Annotated in this window: 14 protein-coding genes and 2 tRNA genes; 7 read left to right on the top strand and 9 right to left on the bottom strand. The window is 33.4% G+C overall.

The window, feature by feature from the left end:
* Positions 1–43 precede the first annotated feature (43 nt).
* Entirely contained in the window at positions 44–1,114 is a 1,071-nt protein-coding gene (locus NLJ00_RS06270; RefSeq protein ID WP_256636605.1) for an NADH:flavin oxidoreductase/NADH oxidase, read from the bottom strand.
* Between the two features lie 199 nt (positions 1,115–1,313).
* Here NLJ00_RS06270 and rseP point away from each other — a divergent pair, with 199 nt between their 5' ends.
* From rseP to NLJ00_RS06255, 3 genes are all read left to right on the top strand, one after another.
* A complete protein-coding gene (gene rseP, locus NLJ00_RS06265) occupies positions 1,314–2,654 on the top strand; it encodes an RIP metalloprotease RseP (RefSeq protein ID WP_256636604.1) in 1,341 nt (446 codons plus the stop codon).
* An 86-nt stretch (positions 2,655–2,740) separates the two neighbouring features.
* A tRNA-Asn gene (locus tag NLJ00_RS06260) sits at positions 2,741–2,814 on the top strand.
* A gap of 39 nt (positions 2,815–2,853) precedes the next feature.
* Positions 2,854–2,927: transfer RNA gene (locus tag NLJ00_RS06255), tRNA-Asn, on the top strand.
* A gap of 717 nt (positions 2,928–3,644) precedes the next feature.
* On the opposite strand, the gene NLJ00_RS06250 is transcribed toward NLJ00_RS06255, so the two are convergent.
* Entirely contained in the window at positions 3,645–4,319 is a 675-nt protein-coding gene (locus NLJ00_RS06250; protein WP_256636603.1) for a hypothetical protein, read from the bottom strand.
* Between the two features lie 287 nt (positions 4,320–4,606).
* On the opposite strand from NLJ00_RS06250, the gene NLJ00_RS06245 reads away from it, so the two are divergent.
* Positions 4,607–4,999 (top strand): helix-turn-helix domain-containing protein, encoded by a 393-nt coding sequence (locus tag NLJ00_RS06245; protein WP_256636602.1) that lies wholly within the window; start codon positions 4,607–4,609, stop codon positions 4,997–4,999.
* Positions 5,000–5,154: 155 nt separating this feature from the next.
* The gene (locus NLJ00_RS06240) at positions 5,155–7,863 is read left to right on the top strand and encodes a DUF4365 domain-containing protein (protein ID WP_256636601.1); all 2,709 of its coding nucleotides are present in this window, start codon (positions 5,155–5,157) and stop codon (positions 7,861–7,863) included.
* Between the two features lie 77 nt (positions 7,864–7,940).
* Here the strand turns inward: NLJ00_RS06240 and NLJ00_RS06235 are convergent, their stop codons facing one another.
* Positions 7,941–9,137 (bottom strand): C1 family peptidase, encoded by a 1,197-nt coding sequence (locus NLJ00_RS06235; RefSeq protein ID WP_408611624.1) that lies wholly within the window; start codon positions 9,135–9,137, stop codon positions 7,941–7,943.
* Between the two features lie 240 nt (positions 9,138–9,377).
* On the opposite strand from NLJ00_RS06235, the gene NLJ00_RS06230 reads away from it, so the two are divergent.
* Positions 9,378–10,175 (top strand): helix-turn-helix transcriptional regulator, encoded by a 798-nt coding sequence (locus NLJ00_RS06230; protein ID WP_256636599.1) that lies wholly within the window; start codon positions 9,378–9,380, stop codon positions 10,173–10,175.
* Between the two features lie 77 nt (positions 10,176–10,252).
* Complete coding sequence (locus NLJ00_RS06225) at positions 10,253–11,113, top strand: CPBP family intramembrane glutamic endopeptidase (protein ID WP_256636598.1); 861 nt, start codon at positions 10,253–10,255, stop codon at positions 11,111–11,113.
* Positions 11,114–11,233: 120 nt separating this feature from the next.
* Here NLJ00_RS06225 and NLJ00_RS06220 read toward each other — a convergent pair whose 3' ends face one another.
* From NLJ00_RS06220 to NLJ00_RS06195, 6 genes are all read right to left on the bottom strand, one after another.
* On the bottom strand, positions 11,234–12,430 hold the full coding sequence (locus NLJ00_RS06220) for a BamA/TamA family outer membrane protein (protein ID WP_256636597.1): 1,197 nt from the start codon (positions 12,428–12,430) through the stop codon (positions 11,234–11,236).
* A gap of 62 nt (positions 12,431–12,492) precedes the next feature.
* On the bottom strand, positions 12,493–13,461 hold the full coding sequence (locus NLJ00_RS06215) for a SphA family protein (RefSeq protein WP_256636596.1): 969 nt from the start codon (positions 13,459–13,461) through the stop codon (positions 12,493–12,495).
* Positions 13,462–13,512: 51 nt separating this feature from the next.
* Positions 13,513–14,703: a helix-turn-helix domain-containing protein gene (locus tag NLJ00_RS06210; RefSeq protein WP_256636595.1), complete on the bottom strand. Its 1,191-nt coding sequence runs from the start codon at positions 14,701–14,703 to the stop codon at positions 13,513–13,515.
* A 130-nt stretch (positions 14,704–14,833) separates the two neighbouring features.
* Positions 14,834–15,412, bottom strand: a complete 579-nt coding sequence (locus NLJ00_RS06205; RefSeq protein ID WP_053472892.1) for a DUF4136 domain-containing protein — start codon at positions 15,410–15,412, stop codon at positions 14,834–14,836.
* Between the two features lie 223 nt (positions 15,413–15,635).
* Entirely contained in the window at positions 15,636–17,036 is a 1,401-nt protein-coding gene (locus NLJ00_RS06200) for a DUF2252 domain-containing protein (RefSeq protein WP_256636594.1), read from the bottom strand.
* A gap of 10 nt (positions 17,037–17,046) precedes the next feature.
* The gene (locus NLJ00_RS06195; protein ID WP_256636593.1) at positions 17,047–18,519 is read right to left on the bottom strand and encodes a DUF1254 domain-containing protein; all 1,473 of its coding nucleotides are present in this window, start codon (positions 18,517–18,519) and stop codon (positions 17,047–17,049) included.
* Positions 18,520–18,543: the final 24 nt, after the last annotated feature.

Below are 18,543 nucleotides of genomic sequence, written 5' to 3'. Positions count from 1 at the left end.
AAAAAAATCACTTTAATCTGTGTAATCTCTGGCCAATAAAAATTTAAATCTTAGCTCGTTCGTATTGTTTTGGCCATTGAATATCGCTGTCTAATTCTTTGGCGAAATCTAATGGTAAATTTGGATTTCTTAATGATTCTCTGGCAAACAAAATTAAATCGGCTTGATTGTTTTTCAAAATTTCTTCGGCTTGTTTGGCTTCAGTGATTAAACCTACTGCGCCTGTCAAAATATTAGCTTCCTTTTTTACTTTTTCTGCGAAAGAAACCTGATAACCAGGACCAATCGCAATTTTTTGATGCGACACTAATCCGCCTGACGAAACATCGATTAAATCTACTCCTTTTTCCTTTAATATTTTTGAAAGTTGTACCGATTCTTCAGGATTCCATCCGTTTTCTGCCCAGTCTGTTGCTGAAATTCTAACAATTAAAGGTAAATCTGCAGGCCATTCGCTTTGGACAGCTTCAACAATTTCAAGCGTAAAACGGATTCGGTTTTCAAAACTTCCTCCATATTCATCAGTTCTTACGTTGGTTAAAGGCGATAAAAACTGATGCAGTAAATAACCATGTGCGGCGTGAATTTCTACAACTTTATATCCAGCTTTGACAACTCTTTTTGTTGCGGTTTTAAAATCGGAAATTACTTTTTGGATTCCGTTTTTATCTAAAGCTTCGGGAAGAAAAGGTTCTCCGTCGTGATACGGAATCGCGCTTGCCGAAACGGTCTGCCATCCGCCTTGAGCGAAATCTAATTTTTTATTTCCTTCCCACGGAGAAGAAACACTTGCTTTTCTTCCGGCATGCGCCAGCTGAATTCCGGGAACAGAGTTTTGAGAAACAATAAATTCGTTGATTTGTTTTAGTTTTTCGATATGTTCATCTTTCCAGATTCCTAAATCGGCAGGAGAAATTCTTGCTTCGGGAGAAACTGCTGTAGCTTCCTGAATAATTAATCCGGCGCCTCCGCTTGCACGGCTTCCTAAATGAACCAGATGCCAGTTGTTTGCAAATCCGTCAACTGCCGAATATTGGCACATTGGCGAAATAACAATTCTATTTTTTAAGGTGATGTTTTTTAAAGTTAGGGGAGAAAATAATTGTGAAGCCATGTTTGTAACTTTTAATGGTTTTGGACTACCAATAGATATTGACAGCCGTTTAAAAAGTAAAGTTACTGTATCTTGTTAAAACGAGAAATTGAAATGTTTATTAATTAACAAACATTTAAAACCTTATGTATTATATTGCGCTTTCAAATTAAAATAGAAACGCTACTTTTGTGCGTTAAATACGAACTAAAAATACAAAATGGATATAGTTATCAAACTCTCTCAATTTCTATTGAGTTTATCTTTACTTATTATTCTTCACGAATTAGGGCACTTTATTCCTGCCAAATTGTTTAAAACGAGAGTTGAAAAATTTTACTTATTTTTTGATGTTAAATATTCGCTGTTAAAAAAGAAAATTGGCGAAACAGAATACGGAATTGGATGGTTACCGCTTGGAGGTTATGTGAAAATTTCCGGAATGATCGACGAGAGTATGGACAAGGAACAAATGGCACTTCCACCTCAGCCGTGGGAATTTCGTTCTAAACCGGCTTGGCAGCGTTTAATTATTATGCTTGGCGGTGTTACGGTAAACTTTATCCTGGCGTTTATTATATATATAGGAATGGCTTTTGCTTATGGCGATACGTACGTGGCAAATGCTGATTTGAAAGACGGTGTTTTTATCGAAAATCCTGCAATGCTTAAAGCTGGTTTTAAAACCGGAGACAAAATCATTTCTATTGATGGTAAAACGGTTGAAAATTTTGACAGCGACATGAATATGAACGTTATCATGTCGAAACATGTTTTGATTGAAAGAGACGGAAAACAACAAACGATTAATATTCCGAATGATTTTGTTGACCAATTATCTAAATATGAAAAAGGTTTATTGATTGGTATCAGAATGCCTTTTGTTGTGGGTAAAATTTCTGAAGATTCAGAAAATACTTCTTTAAAACCAAAAGATATCATTGTAAGCCTGAATAATCAAAAAATAAAATATTTTGACGAAGCTAAAGCTGTTTTAGAGGCTAACAAAGGAAAAACAATTCCTGCTGTTGTTTTACGTGATTTAAAAGAAACTCCTGTTACGGTTAAGGTTTCTAAACTAGGAAAATTAGGAATTGGTGTTGGCGGTTTAGGAATCGAATCTTTAGAGAAATTAGGTTACTATAAAGTAAGTACCAGAGAATATAGTTTCTTTGAATCTATTCCTGTTGGAATTCAAAAAGGAAAAGATCAGTTAGTAGGATATGGAAAACAACTGAAAATGATTTTTAATCCTGAAACAAAAGCTTACAAACAAGTGGGTGGTTTTGCAGCGATTTACAACATTTTCCCAAGTTTTTGGAGCTGGGAAACGTTTTGGTCAATCACAGCTTTATTGTCAATTATGCTTGGAGTTATGAATTTATTGCCAATTCCGGCACTTGATGGCGGACATGTGATGTTTTTATTGTATGAAATTATTAGTGGTAAAAAACCGAGCGATAAATTCTTAGAAAACGCCCAAATGGTTGGCTTTGTACTACTTATAGCACTGCTTTTGTTCGCAAACGGAAACGACATTTATAAAGCAATTATCAAGTAAAAAAATATTTTGAGAAAAAGAGTTAAAATATTTTTGAGAAACTAAAAATTCAATTATATTTGCACTCGCTAAAAAGAGCAACAACTTCCTCCTTAGCTCAGTTGGTTAGAGCATCTGACTGTTAATCAGAGGGTCCTTGGTTCGAGCCCAAGAGGGGGAGCAACTTTTTTTTAGCAAACATATTTACCTTTAAGGTGATTCCTCCTTAGCTCAGTTGGTTAGAGCATCTGACTGTTAATCAGAGGGTCCTTGGTTCGAGCCCAAGAGGGGGAGCTTAAAAAAAGACGATCAAATGATCGTCTTTTTTTGTTTATACCTGTTTGTCATTTCGACTGAAAGGAGAAATCGCACTCGAAGCTCTACAAAGATTGGCGATTTTGCATGTCGAATTACTAGTGCGATTTCTCCTTTCAGTCGAAATGACAAAACTGAGCCTACATTCAATCGTATTTCAAATATAGCCCGTGGTTTCAACCACGGGAAACGTTATACAAATTATAATAAATACATTGCCAAGCATTGCGTTCCTGCGGTTGAAACCGCAGGCTATGTTAATTATATTCCGCAAAACCTTTATTGTGATTTAGTTTCTTGCTTATTTTTAAGTTCCATTGTATTTAAATTTTTACCCTGAAACAATTTCATCATTTCCCTCTCAATTCAATTGTATTTCAAACATAGCCCCTGGTTCCAACCACGGGAAACGCGATACAAATTATAAAAAATGTATTACCCAAAAATTGCATTTCCGCGGTTGAAATCGTGGGCTATGTTTATAAAACCTATTAAGTACTTTATGGTTTAATTCCTTGCCTATTTTATGATTGAGGTTTTTACTTTCAAACAATTTCTACTCAAAGTTTGTCATTTCGACGAAGGAGAAATCTCAACAAGTAACTCTACAAAGATTGGCGACATACTGTATGGAGCTTCTCGCGGAGATTTCTCCTTTCAGTCGAAATGACAAAACTGAGTTTTATTACTTCCTCTCTATTGATTCAAATTCTTGCTTTCAAACAATTTCATCATTTCTTCGCCTTTTTCTTTTTCATTTGTAGCTTTTAAACATTGCGCGTATCTAAAATAATAAATGGTGTCTAAATTTGCATCGAGCGTAAATAACTCGGTGTAATATTTAACGGCATCATCAAAATTACTTTCAAAATAGTACTTGTCAGCGACTTTTTTAAGCATGTCAATAGATTTGTAACCTTTGTCTAAAACATTGGCGTAAGTGTCCAGAATATCTACTTTTACAAACTTCTCACTATAAGCCGGAGCAGTAACCTCAACTTCGACTGGTTTAATGGTTTTAGTTGTTGCATCTGCCATTGATTTTGAGGGTAAAATTGTACTTGCTGTTCTTACTTTTGGTTTTTTATAAATTGGAGTTACCGTTCTGGTATTATTTGGACCGAGATCATTTGTATACACCATATCCAGTTTTGAAACTTCGTATTGAGTAGTTCTTTTTCCGAAAGGCATATTGATTACTTCTACAACCAAATACGATTCTATAACACGATCATCTGTTGGTTTGCTGTCAAATTTAAAAGGCGCTCTTCGAGAATCTGCATTTGCTACCATATAATTGGTTTGCTGGGCAAAACCACTTATGGAAAACAAACCGACAAGAGCCGCAAAATGTAGTAAATATGTTTTCATAAGTAATTAAATTTAAGTTGATACTCCGTAAAACACTATTTAAAGTTACTGATTTCGTGACCTTTACACATTACTTTGACCGTGAAGTGCTTATAAAAACGATAAAGTGTGTGTTTTGCTTTTTGCCCAACGCTGATTATTTTTATAATTTTAGTTTTTAATTATTCGTTGTGCGAAAAATTGTATTTTTGTTTTCTCCCGAAATCGCAGCAAATTGTATCACACAAAAACATCTTGTATTTTACAGCAGAAATACTTTTTTCAGGAATTTTAAATATCTTTGAATTATGAGCACACTAACAAAACCAAATCATATAGGCCGAAAAATAAGCCGTATTCGTGAACTTCGCGATATGAAGCAGGAAGCTTTGGCGCAGGCTTTAGGCACGAGCCAGCAGACTGTTTCTGCTATTGAAAACAGCGAAACAATTGATGATGAGAAACTTCAGGCAATTGCCGAAATATTAGGCGTGACTGTTGAAGGAATTAAAAATTTCTCTGAAGAAGCGGTTTTAAATATTATTGGAAATACATATCAAGATAATGGTATTGTGAATGCTGGACTTAATTATAATTGCAATTTCAATCCTCTTGATAAAGTTGTTGAACTTTATGAGCGCTTGGTTCAGGCTGAAAAAGATAAGGTTGAGTATTTGGAGAAATTGTTGAAAGAGAAGTAGATTATTTTTGAGAAAATATTATTTATAGTATGAAAGTTTGAACCGAAGAACGTTAAATAATTGAAAAAGACCATTATTTTAATAATGGTCTTTTTTTTATATATTGAACTTGAAAATTACTCTTCACTTTACCTAATTATTGATGTATTTATTTTATGAAAAGAAATGATGAAATACAAATTGAAGCTGACAGTAAGTTAGAGCTCAAATTAATGAAACTTTTTAGAGAGAGCGGATTAGAATATAAACAGCATGAATCTGATCAAAAAAAAGAAAAAGGCATAGATTTTTATTGTCATGTCTATCATCGAGAAAATCAAACCCAATTATTTTTCTTTGAAACACAAAATAAAGGAACTAATACCCCTATAAAAGTAATTAAATCAGAAAGTCATCCAGAAAAAGGCAAAATTTCTTTTCAACTAGAACTTAGACATGCTAAACAATATTATTATGAGTTAACTGAGCCTTTGCTGTTTATGTATTCTGACATAACATCAGATACAACATATTGGTACGCTATTCAACTTGATGCATCAATAGAAGATAAAATTTCTCTGAAAGAATCAGAATTGAAAGAATCAGAATTAAAAAAATCAAATACTAAAAAACCAACTATACAAATTTATATTCCTTCTGAAAATCTACTTAACTCTGAAAATTTTTCAAGATTTACAAAAGAAATCCATTTTTCAAGACTGCAACAAAATCATAAGGGGATTTTACCACTACAGACAAAAGCAGATTATAAATTTATAAAGGACAAAATAAAAGACAAAGACATAATTGATAAAGCAATTTTTTCAATTGATTTATTTGAAGGAATGAATGTAATTCCTACTAATATAATTTCACAATTATACCCTTTCAAAGAAACGAGTACTAAAACATATATTTTTGAAACTGATTTAAAAACAGATAATGAAGATTTTTTTGATCTAATGGATAGCATAACTTTAGATGGTGCAAAACTTATTTCAAATAGATACAATAATGATGAATTAGTTTCTGAAAAACTTGAAAAGATTATACGCTTCTTTACAGTTAATTGTATTGATCATGTACATTGGGCGGGTAGTTCAGAAAAACCAAATAGAAGAGTATGTATACATAAACTTTTTAAAGGTAAACCTTGTGACTGTGAAAGATGTAATTACGATAAATTAAATTTTATAAAAGCACAAACCTTATTACAAAATGATTCAGATCAATATACTTTACACGAAAAATTAAGAAGAGCTTATACCAGCTATTCAATGGGTAACTTTAATGAGTCTATCAAACTTTTAAAACTGGTAGATAAAGAAGCTACTAAAAACAAAAAGATAATTTTTTCAACTATTGCTAGATATAATTTAATTCAGTTAAGAAAAATAATATCTACTACTTATTTCCATAAGGATAGAACATCTCTTTTAGAAATCTTAAAAAATATAAACCTTGAAATAAAAGAGGCAGACATACAGTTGAACGCTCCTCATTTTTATGATTTATACAAATGGATTAAAGATGATAGTTTTTTTGATAGAGCATTTGCTAACATTGACAATAAATTAGAAGAAATAAAAAGAATATCTTTTAATGATAAATATGGTGTACAACATTCCAACAATCATTCTTACAATCTATTAGTCAGCTTTTTAAGATTATACTATTTTTTAGAATTTAACTTAATTATTTATAACACATTTGATGAGTACAAACAATTAACCACAAAAGTTTTAGAGGCAAGTTTAGCTCTATATTCATTAAAAAATCCGAATACCTCTAAATATAAAAAATTTACGTCGACTATTTTAGATATGTGGATGTTTAATATTAATTATGACAAAGGAATTCATTTGTTAACTAAATATAATATCAAGAAAATAAATGTCGAAAATAAAGAAAAGACTTTCTCGTCTTTGAATTCATATTTAGAAAATCTTAATAACTCTATTACAATTGTAAATAATGAAGAGAATGAAACACTCCAAGACACATCAGAAATAGTTATTGCCAATCTCGGATTGATTATTTCTAGAATTAAATTTTCCGAACCACAAATAAATGAACTAGTAAGTAAACTCCTTTTGATTCTTGCTAATTTTAATTTGAGAACTATAATTCCTTTTGGAGCTCTTTATCAACTTCTTTTAGGTCACAAAAAAATTAATAACAATAATATTAAAAAATTAATTTTTTTACTACGGGAACATAACGGAGAGTATTCTTCAGTTTTTAGTTATGCAATAAAATATTATTCAGAAAATTCCAGCCCTAATGAAATTGAAAAATTAGTTTATGAAATTGTTGAAACAGAAGTTATCAATGAGGAGATTATATTTTCCAAAGATAATAAATTAGATAGCATAGGTTATGCCATATCATTCTTAAATTCAGACTTAAAAAAATCCATTAAAAATATAATAATCAATAGATTAAAAGAAAATTTTGATCCTGAATTTTATTCAGTTTGTGCAATACATAATTTAATCGATTTTGAAAAAGATCTATTAGATAAATTTGCGAAAACTGTACCTGACGTAACTAAAAGAGATCCTGAACGATATTTTATTAATTCTAATCAAAATTTTAGATTAGGGAAGTTAATAAATTTGATGTATAAGTACAATCAACCATTCTCTGATGAAATTAAGTTATTATCTAACTTTACCTTTCAAAAAGATTATTATGACTGGCTAATGGATTTGGATGGTTTTGACTATTCTAAATTTAATCAATATTGGATTTTGGAATATCAAACCAAATTCTATTTTAAAGCTTTCAAAAAATCTAAAATCTTAAAAAAACAAATTAAGAAAGCTTTAAAAAAAGATTATATTGAGGGAGTTGCTAAAATTTACTTTAATAGCTTAGTCTGAAATATGAAAAAAAACAAAAAGCGTCGTAATCCAAAGATCACGGCGCTTTTCTATCTTTATAAAAACCTTAAAACTCCTTAAACCCCTAACTTTTTAGCAATTTCAGCAGGAATTCCTCCTTTGTTTACCATTAAGGCAGTCGTTTTATATTTTACGAAATTTTTGGTTACGAACAAGAAACCTTTATAGTCATTAGTTTCTCCCCAAGAATTTTTTACGATATAATATTCTTTTCCGGTTTGATCTTTTGCAAGACCAATAATGTGCATTCCGTGATCGTCTGTTGTAGCGTAATTGTCAAACGCAGCCTGACGCATTTCTGGAGTAATTTCCGGTTCAGCTTTTGGTCCGTTAAACATATCTGCTTTTTCTTCGGCAGTCATGTCGTCAAATTTCTTTGTTGGTACATATGCAACACCGTTTTTCCAGCTAAAGCTTTTCTCGCTTACGTCTGTCGCCCAAGCTACAGTATATCCTTTTTTCAATGCATTGTCGATAACATCTGTCATGTCGTTTACTTTTACGTTGTAAACCTGATCTAATGACCAGTTGTCTGGCACGGCAAGAACTGTTTTTTGGTAATAAGGAGAAGTTGTAAACGAAGACATTTCTACATATTCGTCAGGATTAATACCTACCACTTCTTTTGCAAAAGACTGCGGCGTATAGTTTTTTCCTTTGTAATTGAAGTTATCCGGCACTTTTCCTAAATAAGAATCGATAACAGCAGCATATGCTTTTTGCCAGTTTGGAGTTAACTCTCCGTTTGGATTTTTAACCACCGCAGCCAAAACACCTTCGATAAGTGCAGACATTTCGGCAAATTTATTTTTATCTGTTCCGTAGTTCAATCCTGTGTAAACTTCTCTTGGTACGGTTCCGTATTTTTTGTACATATTAATTACGTCGTGCAGCGAACCTCCGTCACCTAAAGTGATCGCGCCGTGCATACGAACATAATTTACTCCTTTGTCAACATACACATTTCTTGCAGAAAAAACCTGAGAAAGCTCAACAGGCTGTTTTCCTAAACGAATCATTTCTGACTCTAAAAATGAGTTTGATGCATAACTCCAGCAAGTTCCAGATGAACCCTGGTTTTTAATCGACGTTGTTCCTAAGTTAACTACTTCAGTGAATTTAAAAGCTTCTTTACTTTTATCACTCGCATTTAGCTTTAAGGAATTTACCAAAATGTCCTGCGCAAAACAGCCGCTTACACCAACTAAAAAAGCAGATGCCGCGAAAACTGATTTCATCGTATTTTTATACATAATCAAAAGATTTAAATAGTTACTTATTAGTAGCCTGTATTATATTTTTGTTACAAAAAAATTAAATATTCGGTAAATAAACTATTATTTAACAGTTAATGTTTATACAATGTTTTTATTAATCCTCAAAACCTTACAAACTATATAAAAACATAATCTATTTACAATCAAATGTTTTTTGATTTTATATGCAAATAAATAGTAATTTGGCTGTTGAAATGCCACGCTATAAACCCCAAAATGTACGAACTCGAAAAAGAGAAATACTTAGGCAATACTAAAAAGAGCTTCAATACCCAACAGGGAATTGCGGTTGTCGAAACCGAGTATCAAAACAAGGTTTACGAAGGCTGGCACTCGCACAATAATGCGCATATAACGCTTTTCCTAAAAGGCGGAACTACTGAAAAAAGAAAAAATTTCAGCGAAACCGTAGGTCCCGGTTCGTTATTATTTTACCACAGCGACGAACTGCATTTAAACCAAAATACACTTTTTCCGTCCCGAAATATTAATATTGAAATTGAAGAAAATCTGCTGAAAGATCTTCAACTATCTGAAGCTGTGATCGAAAAATCGGTTCAAAATTCGGCGTTTACTAAATTTCTGATTTTGAAGATTTTTAAAGAAACACTTACTTCTGATACTTTTTCTGCCGATACGATTACGATGCTTTTTTCGCAGATTTCGAATGCTCAAAATCATTTGGAACGTTTTGATAAAAGTCCGTTTTGGGTGAAAAGTTTACAGGAATTACTGAATGACTGCTGGAACGAAAACCCGAATCTGCAGGATTTAGGACTGGTTTTAAATTTAAATCCGATTACGATTTCTAAACATTTTCCGAAGTATTTTGGCTGTACTTTAGGCGAATACATGCGCCGAATTAAAATAAATCGTTCGCTTTCGCTGATACAATCGCACGAAAGTAATTTAACCGAAATTGCCCTCGAATGCGGTTTTGCAGATCAAAGCCATTTTATTAGAACTTTTAAAAGCCAAACGGGATTTCTGCCAAAACAATTTCAAAAATTATAAAAGAGGCAAATTTCATTCTATTTTTTGTTTTTGATGTGCAATACTTTTGTCTCATCATAAATCATAAAACAAACCAAATGGAAACCCTTACCAGAAAACAAAAAATATTTAATTTCCCTGTTGTCAAAATCTTTCTTGCTCTGCTTACTTTTATGGCCGTTGTTATTATTGGCCAGCAAATTGCCGTAAAACTATTGGCTTTGACATCTCTTGACAAAGATTATAGAAATCTCTTAAAAGGACTTTTTGTTTCCTTTTCGTGTATTTTCAGTTATATTCTTTTCTTTAAAAAATATGAGAAAAGAACCATAACAGAATTTTCTACAAAAGGACTTGCCAAAAATATTAGTATTGGAGCTCTGATTGGCTTTATTTTACAATCCTTAACCATTTTAGTAATTTACCTTAACGGAAGTTACAGTGTTGTAAATATCAATCCTGTTTCGTTTATTCTGATTCCGTTTACCATAATGTTTACAGTTGCTATTATTGAAGAAATATTGGTGCGAGGAATTATTTTTAGAATTGTAGAAGAAAAACTGGGAAGTTATATTTCCCTTACAATTTCTGCTGTTCTATTTGGTGTTTTTCATTTGGCAAATCCTCACGGCACTTTAATTTCTGCAATCTGTATTACAACTGCAGGATTTTTGTTTGGAGCTATTTTCATGTACAGCCGTAATTTATGGATGCCGATCGCTTTGCATTTTGCATGGAATTTTACTCAGTCGGGAATTTTTGGAGCCATAACTTCCGGAAACGAAAAAACAAGCAGTTTATTAGAAGCAAAAATACAAGGTCCAGAATTTATTACCGGAGGAGAATTTGGTCCCGAAGGATCGATTCAGGCTATTATATTTTGTGCCGCTGCAACTATTATTCTATTAGTTTTAAACCACAAACAGAATAAAATTATCAAGCCGTATTGGGCGAAATAGAGTTTTTTTTGCCACGAATTGCACGAATTTCCACAAATTATATTTGAATTCCCGATATTTATTATCGGGAATTTTTATTTTACTTTTTATAATTAACAACTCACCATTAACAATTCACAATTATCTAAGCCAGTTACTACCAAAAACAATATAATACGCCCAATCTTCGGGGCCTTTTGCTACGTCAACTCCCATTCTCAGTTTGAATTTTCGGGCTAATAAATACCTAAAACCTGTCCCGTAACTATAGACAACGGGTTTGGCGAAAGCCTGATCCCAATCGTTAAAAGCACTTGCGAGACCTCCATAACCCATAAGACTCCATCTTCGGTATAAATCCCATCGTAATTCGGCTTCGGTAACAATGCTTGTTTTTCCCTGATATCTGGCGGCGGGAATTCCGCGTAAATTGATTCCGGGCAAGAGATAAAAAGGCGGACTCCCAAACGCCTGCTCTCCTTCTACCCTAAGCCCGCCAATTAATTTTTTTGTTAAGGGATAAAATCCTATTGCCGATAAATTGACGCGCCAGGCATCGTAATCGCTCCCTATTGCGTCATCTGACCAAAAGAAATCTGACTGAAGCCGGATTCCTTTATCTGGTGTAAATATATTGTCACGTCCGTCAAACTGAAGCGCAGCTCCAAGCTGACTTATGGTACTTTTAATGTCTTTTGGCTGTACAAATGGCGGCGGAAGATCAACATCGGGCAGGTTTATTTTTGAGTTTAAAAAAAGATATTGCGGTCCGGCACTCCATTTTGCGTTTCTAAATTGTTTAAGCCATTGTGTATAAAAAATAGTTGATCTAAAATTGAGTTTAAATTCCTGATCTTTTGCATTTGGGATATTATTAGCATAAAAAGATAAATTCATATCGCCATAACCTGCCATAACACGATATAAAATTCTGGATTTGACTAAGGTTCCAGACCGAAATGCGCCTGCCATCCAGCTTTTATTTTCGGTATACATACCAATTCCTCCTGTTATGTCTGGGTTTATAAAACGTTTTTTGCCGTTTTCGTCTACAACCGGCGGACGTTTTTTAAGAAAAACGGGAACGATTGCACCTCCAATTCCGCCCAAAGCTGGTTCTGTAATAACAGTAGGAACTACAATAAAACCGTGTGCATAAATAATATAATCGCTTAAGTCAAAAGCTCCGTCGAGAGAATCTTTTGTGGTTATATGTGGTTTCTGTGCCGTTTGTGCGGTTATGTTTTGAAGAGAAAAAAAACACAAAGCAAAAATGAAAACCAGTTGTAGAAAAAGTTTTCTGTTTTTTATGGAAGAATCTGAATATGTATTTCTCATTTAAATCAATTTAAAATTTATCTTATTCCTTTAAAAAAACATCAACTTCAATCCTTTTGAGATTATTCTTTTTTCTCTTTTGCCAGACTGAATACATGAGCAAGTGTCAGGAAAAAAGTATTTCCCTGAAAACGGCTTTCGGCTCCAAATTCTGAAATCCAGCGAAGTCCCGCAGAAGTTTTACAGCCTATATGGAAATAATTTACCTCAGCACCAACGCCTCCAATTTTGTCTTTGTCTGGTTCAATCACGAAATTGCCCACCGGAATTTTATCGTTTGAAATTTTATATTGCAAATAGTAAATTAAACCTGCATTTAATATTCCGCTTGGAGCAGTTTTCGCAGCATTAAGCGTGTAAAAGGTTTTTCCTAAACCTCCTTCAACACTTAAAATGTCTCCGGTTTTGATATCGGTATCTTTCTTTTTTCCGTTTATTTCATAAGAGGCTAAAGCCGAAAAATGAAATGTTTTTTTATCATTAAAATATACGGTTGTTCCGGCCGAAAATTCATTCATCAACATCCCTAAACCGGCATTATCTGAAGCTCCGGCGGTAAATTTTCCTGTTGGAAGATATAATTGATAACTAAAAACAAAATCGGCTCTTTTGTTGTGCCAGCCTAATTGAATGGGCTGTACATACATATCTGTAAAAGCGAGTGAATTTGTGGCATCAAGTGAATTTCCCTGAATGGTATTTGAAGCAAAAGCCAGCAAAATAGTCGCTCCGTAATTAGCTCCTAAAATTTTGAAATCACTTACATAATTAGCTCCAACTCCTGTTATAAACATGGTAATGTCTGGATTTGCGACAGATTCGTCACCGTCTGCATTTCGAAGGGAACCTGCATCATACAAATAACCCGGCACGTAAACGCTTAAAGTATTTGCCGGAGTCTGGGTTCCGGATTGTAATCCCATTGCTCCAAGAATATGACCGCCTTTTAACTGTGCATTTCCTAAAAAACAAACGAACAGAAATAATAAGATGAATACTGATTTTATGGTTTGTTTTGATTTCGTTTTCATGGTTTCTTCTTTAAATTAATGAGACTTAACAATCCGTCTTTACAAACTATTTTAATTTGTAGATTGTTTAAAAAAATAAGAACTGCTTTTTTCAGGGTTAATCCTGATTACTCTAAAATATTCTGAAGGAGATTTTCCGGTATGTTTTATAAAAGCCCTAAAGCAGGTTGTTCTGGATTTAAAACCAGATGCCCAGGCCATTCCTTCAAGGGAAAGATCTTTCCAGTCTGAATCGTTTATTTTTTCTTTAAAATATTCGATTCGTTTTAAATTAATATAATCCTGAAAGTGCAGATTGAATTCTGAATTAATTAAACAGGAAAGATTGTTTACGGTAATTCCGGTTTCTTCTGAAATATCCCGAATGACTAAATCTTTCTTTAAAAAGAGTTTTTTAGAATCAAAAATACTTTCTAGTCTTGCCAGATACAGCTGTCGTTTTTCCAGCGTTAACTCTTTTACTATTGGCTGTGAATTTTTGCTTTCCTGTGAAGCGTAGGTTCTCAAATCTTCATTGACAAAATCTGTTTCGTTTTCATTTGCATCATAAAAAAGCTGCGGTTTAAAATACAGCCATCCAACTGTAAATATTAAAACCGATGAAATAAGAATGTAGCAGGATAAATCTAAATTGTCGACGTTATTGATTAAAAAGAAATGCACGAAAAGTGTTGAAAACAAAAATAAAATAACCAGATTATAAACCCTGATCCAGCCTAATATTTTTATTCGCTGGAGGTGGTTTTCCTTAAATTTTTTAATGTCGTAATTTAAAATCATCATGGTTTGGCAAAATGCATACATAAGCCAAACGCTGAGACTTAACATTGAGAAAGGATTTTTTGTTTTTACCGAAATATAGTCTATCAAATAAATATTGGTGTAATTTCCAATCCAGACTAAAATAGTTAATGAGAAATAAATGAGGAATGGCAGAAAATGAAACCAGTCGTATTTTTTATAAGATGAGTTTGGGAATAAAATATTTCGAACGTATAAAAATGCGCACGGAGCTGCTAAAAAAATAAACGATTTGGTGATCATGAACAAATCCGGAAATTCCTTAAAAACATTTGCCGATAAGTAAAAATTATAGACACTTACAATTGCAAGACTAAACAAAAACAGTCCTAAGAAAAAACTTTTAGAATAGTTTTTCTTTGAGAAAAGAACCATAAATGAAGTAGCAAATCCTACAATTGTAGCTATAAAAAAGAAAAGCGAAAGTACTATATCGGTCATACGTTTTAAGCTTTGATTAGTTTGTCCTTTTTCTCTGAAAAGGGGGATTTTCAAAGAAAATAAAATGTGCGATCATAAGCTGTACTTACTAAATTTGAAAGTACAGCCTATTTAAAACAGTAGTTTTATGCTATTTTTTTACTGCCCCAGGAGGAAATCCTTCTAAGATTTTTTTGATAGAATTATTTATAAATTCTTCAGGATTATCTGGTTTACTGTCAATTTGAGCATTTCCAATTCCCTGCCAAAGTAATTTTTGTGTTTTTGTAGAAACTATATCGATAACTAATGAACCGTCAACATAATCATAAGTATTAAATGTTGTTGTGCCGCCGCCCATCATGGCTCCGCCGCCCCAATATCCATACGGACGATACATTCCGCCATAACCATAAAAATTAGAGTCGGCTGTAACTTGTGTTTTATTTTTTAAAATAGAAACTGCATTTACTTTTAAATCAGGATTTGAACTTTCTGTAAATCCTTTTGCAATCATTTCGGCACGAATTGCATTTGTAACACGGTCTACATTTAATTGATTTACCTGACCTTGCTGCGCTTTTAAATCATAAACTGCAAAAGTTTTATATTCACTAAAATTTGCAGAGTGATCGTAATCTGTTGTAACCTTAACTGTTGGGGAACAGCTGTAAATTAAACCCAAAAACAAAATTGGGATTATGCGAAGATTTGTTCTTTTAATATTCATTTTGTAGAATTTAAATTAATGATTAATTACTTAACTCGAAATTATTAATTCTGAAAAATCTTGAATGAAAGAATATACGGCTTCGACAATGCGTTAAAAAAACACAAAGAACTATATTACAGGCTTTTAGCAAACACTCAAAGATAATCAATTTATTTTATTGACATAAACATTTAGCAAAAAATTCTTACTTATTTATAATTGCTTTATTTATCCTGCAAAATCATATTTCTGCAGAAACCGGCAGTCTGCCTTCCTTTATGGCTTGGATCATTTTATTGTAGTCTAACTCATTTTGATCTGCATATAAAAGAGAAAACTTCGAAACTGCGTTGGCAAATTCATTATTATCACCAATATATCCGGATAAAACAGATGGATCTCCCGAACGTGCATGCGCTCTTGCAAGTGCCCATCCGCAGGCTTTGGCATAATCTTTCAGGTTTTCTTCTTTCATTATTTCAAGAACGGGTTTGACTTTAGCATCACGAAGCTGACGGATGTAAAAAAATCTTCCTCTATCGTCATTGGTCCATCCTAAAAATATATCCGAAGCAGACTGCATTAGTTTTTGTCCCATTACAATTCGCTCGCCTTCCTGATTGTATTTCTTTTTCGACTTTACATATTGTTCTAAAACACTTTGTCTTGCTTCTTTAAACTGCAAAAAAATGGGCTCGCCCGTGGCAGACATTAATAAACTTATACCGCAAAGTGTGCCTACACTTCCTACGCCTACCACTTTTATGGCAAAGTCATGCATAGAATATCTGCTTAACAAAATTTGCTTGTCTTCTGGCAATGATTCTATGTATCGCTTATGAACCAATTCTGCTTCTTTCATAATGATCTTTTCATCATTTTCCGATGAATGAAATATCAAAGGCGGTTCATCTTTTATTCGGGCGCGAACTCCATCCTGATATGTCATTTTTGCAAATTCCTTTTCATGTGCCGTATATTCGGCTGCTTTTTTTATTCGCTTTTGATGAAATTCTTTTATTTCTTCATCTTTTCCCAGTTCGATAAGTTCGGCAAGATCAATATCAGCATACCAAATTTGAAGCGCCGATAATTTGCTGTAATCCAGCATATGCCTTTTATAACTGTCTGCCACGTGCCAGGCAAATTCTTTATTGCTTTTATCAGCAAATTTGAGCCATCTTCCTGCAATCGCAAAACTTGCAGCTAACCGTTTTACATCCCATTCCCATGGACCTTGAAAAGTTTCATCAAAATCATTTATATCAAAAACCAATTTACGTTCTGGTGTCGCAAAACCTCCAAAATTCATTAAATGGCAATCCCCGCAAAGCTGTAAATCGATTCCTGTATTTGGTGTTTGTGCCAAATCTGCTGCCATAATTGCTGCTGCGCCGCGAAAAAAGGCAAATGGAGATTCCATCATTCTCCTGTATCGAATGGGCAGCAAACTTTCTATTCTTCCAATACTGGTTTTTATCAAAATATCGATAGGATCTTCCCGATTCTTAAATGGAGTATATTCCTGATGTGCAGAGCATGGAACTGTTTTTCTAATCGCTGCACCTTTCTCATAACGTTCTGCTTTTGATGCTAGTGGATCAAATGAAATTTCTGTTTTATCTGCTGCTTTTTCGACCATAAAAGGATTCTTATTTTACTTCTTTTATATCATCCATTTTCCAGCTTTTATCAAAATAAGCTGTCGTTGGTCCGTAAAAACGCATATAAGTAAACCAATGTTTTCCCGGTAAAGTCTGAACCCAGTTTTTTTCTTTTCCTGCTGGGGCTTTTGGTCCAAAATATAAATCGACAGAACCATCTTTATTTTTTATTAAATCCTTACGGGAAGATAAGTCTGCATTTTTCTGCGGATTATCTATTAAACAACGGGTTGCCGAATCATAAATCGTAATAGACCAAAAGTTAACTGCTGGCGGATTTGCCGGAATATTTAGTGTATAATTTTTTCCTCCTTCTAACCAGTTTCCTTCATTATCATAATATGATCCTAAGTAGGCCTGACCCACATTTGGTATTTTTGTTATCATGGCTTTTGAGTAGGTAACGGCTTCATAGAAATAGGATGATCGCTCAAAAAACTCATCATAATTATCAGCATGCTGCGATGGGTCTTTCATAATTAGCACATAATCCCATTTTTTATCCGGCCAGTGTTTTACATCTGAAAAACGCTTTTCAAATGAATTTGCCATTGCCATTTGCTGTCCTTTCTCTGCAGCGGCAATTAAAATTTTCTTCTGACGTTGATTTGGAGCAAAAGCTTTTCCTTTTTCTATACCAAGATTTCTTAACCAAGCCATAAAAAAACGATCTCTTTCTTCTACTGGTTCATTTTGTAAAATAGCATGAAGACGTTCCCAATATTTAATTCCTGGCGGCTGAATTCCTAACCATTTTTTACCTGTCGGCGGGCTAACCACTTTTGTTGGTCCGGGATTTGCTCTTTGTGCGTACGGATAAATTTTTACTTGTTTTAGCAGCGTTTCTGTAATTTTAGGATCAGGATCTAAAGCTCTAAACCCGAAAAACATATTTACTGTATTACATGGAACTATAAAATATCCATCGGCTTTAAAATCTTTAATTGTTGGAGGAACCAGGATGTATTTACCTCCTTTTCCTTTATCTGGTCCCATTTCTCCAATTACTGCTTGTTCTCGCTGCCAAAAATCTGCCAGTCCACCGGCAGTATGTCCAGCCGGCATTTCGATAACGGTTGGACCATTTGCTGCTAAATCTATAAACGTCATGATATAAGGCGTTGTAGCATTTGCGGTAAGAATTCCTAAACGATCGTCATAAGAGTTATATAAAACAAGATCGTTACTTGATGCTTTAAATGTTTTGTAGTGTTGCTGCTGCCATTCGGCGAAAGCCACAATAGGCAATCCCCATAAATAACATTGCGTTGCTTGTTGAAAATCCATTTCGTCAAATAATGCCGGAATAGATTCTTTTGAAGGCAGTTCGCCATCTAATTTAATCTGAGTTCCAGATTCTGAAACCAGCGTTGAGGATGCGGTTTCTGATGTTTCTTTTTTACATCCAAAATTTAATATCAGAGTAATTACTGCTAAAATTATAAAACATCTATTTTTCATAATGATTAATCATTTTGGTTTAAA

The organism is Flavobacterium panici, from assembly GCF_024499525.1.
Classification (GTDB): domain Bacteria; phylum Bacteroidota; class Bacteroidia; order Flavobacteriales; family Flavobacteriaceae; genus Flavobacterium; species Flavobacterium panici.
This window is presented reverse-complemented; position numbering and strand designations above follow the sequence as displayed.

What these genes read in the sequence shown, in the direction of transcription:
- NLJ00_RS06225 (WP_256636598.1), top strand. Translation starts at nt 10,253, where the DNA reads ATGGAAACCCTTACCAGAAAACAAAAAATATTTAATTTCCCTGTTGTC.
- NLJ00_RS06205 (WP_053472892.1), bottom strand. Translation starts at nt 15,412, where the DNA reads ATGAATATTAAAAGAACAAATCTTCGCATAATCCCAATTTTGTTTTTG.
- rseP (WP_256636604.1), top strand. Translation starts at nt 1,314, where the DNA reads ATGGATATAGTTATCAAACTCTCTCAATTTCTATTGAGTTTATCTTTA.
- NLJ00_RS06250 (WP_256636603.1), bottom strand. Translation starts at nt 4,319, where the DNA reads ATGAAAACATATTTACTACATTTTGCGGCTCTTGTCGGTTTGTTTTCC.
- NLJ00_RS06245 (WP_256636602.1), top strand. Translation starts at nt 4,607, where the DNA reads ATGAGCACACTAACAAAACCAAATCATATAGGCCGAAAAATAAGCCGT.
- NLJ00_RS06220 (WP_256636597.1), bottom strand. Translation starts at nt 12,430, where the DNA reads ATGAGAAATACATATTCAGATTCTTCCATAAAAAACAGAAAACTTTTT.
- NLJ00_RS06200 (WP_256636594.1), bottom strand. Translation starts at nt 17,036, where the DNA reads ATGGTCGAAAAAGCAGCAGATAAAACAGAAATTTCATTTGATCCACTA.
- NLJ00_RS06235 (WP_408611624.1), bottom strand. Translation starts at nt 9,137, where the DNA reads ATGTATAAAAATACGATGAAATCAGTTTTCGCGGCATCTGCTTTTTTA.
- NLJ00_RS06215 (WP_256636596.1), bottom strand. Translation starts at nt 13,461, where the DNA reads ATGAAAACGAAATCAAAACAAACCATAAAATCAGTATTCATCTTATTA.
- NLJ00_RS06230 (WP_256636599.1), top strand. Translation starts at nt 9,378, where the DNA reads ATGTACGAACTCGAAAAAGAGAAATACTTAGGCAATACTAAAAAGAGC.
- NLJ00_RS06240 (WP_256636601.1), top strand. Translation starts at nt 5,155, where the DNA reads ATGAAAAGAAATGATGAAATACAAATTGAAGCTGACAGTAAGTTAGAG.
- NLJ00_RS06210 (WP_256636595.1), bottom strand. Translation starts at nt 14,703, where the DNA reads ATGACCGATATAGTACTTTCGCTTTTCTTTTTTATAGCTACAATTGTA.
- NLJ00_RS06195 (WP_256636593.1), bottom strand. Translation starts at nt 18,519, where the DNA reads ATGAAAAATAGATGTTTTATAATTTTAGCAGTAATTACTCTGATATTA.
- NLJ00_RS06270 (WP_256636605.1), bottom strand. Translation starts at nt 1,114, where the DNA reads ATGGCTTCACAATTATTTTCTCCCCTAACTTTAAAAAACATCACCTTA.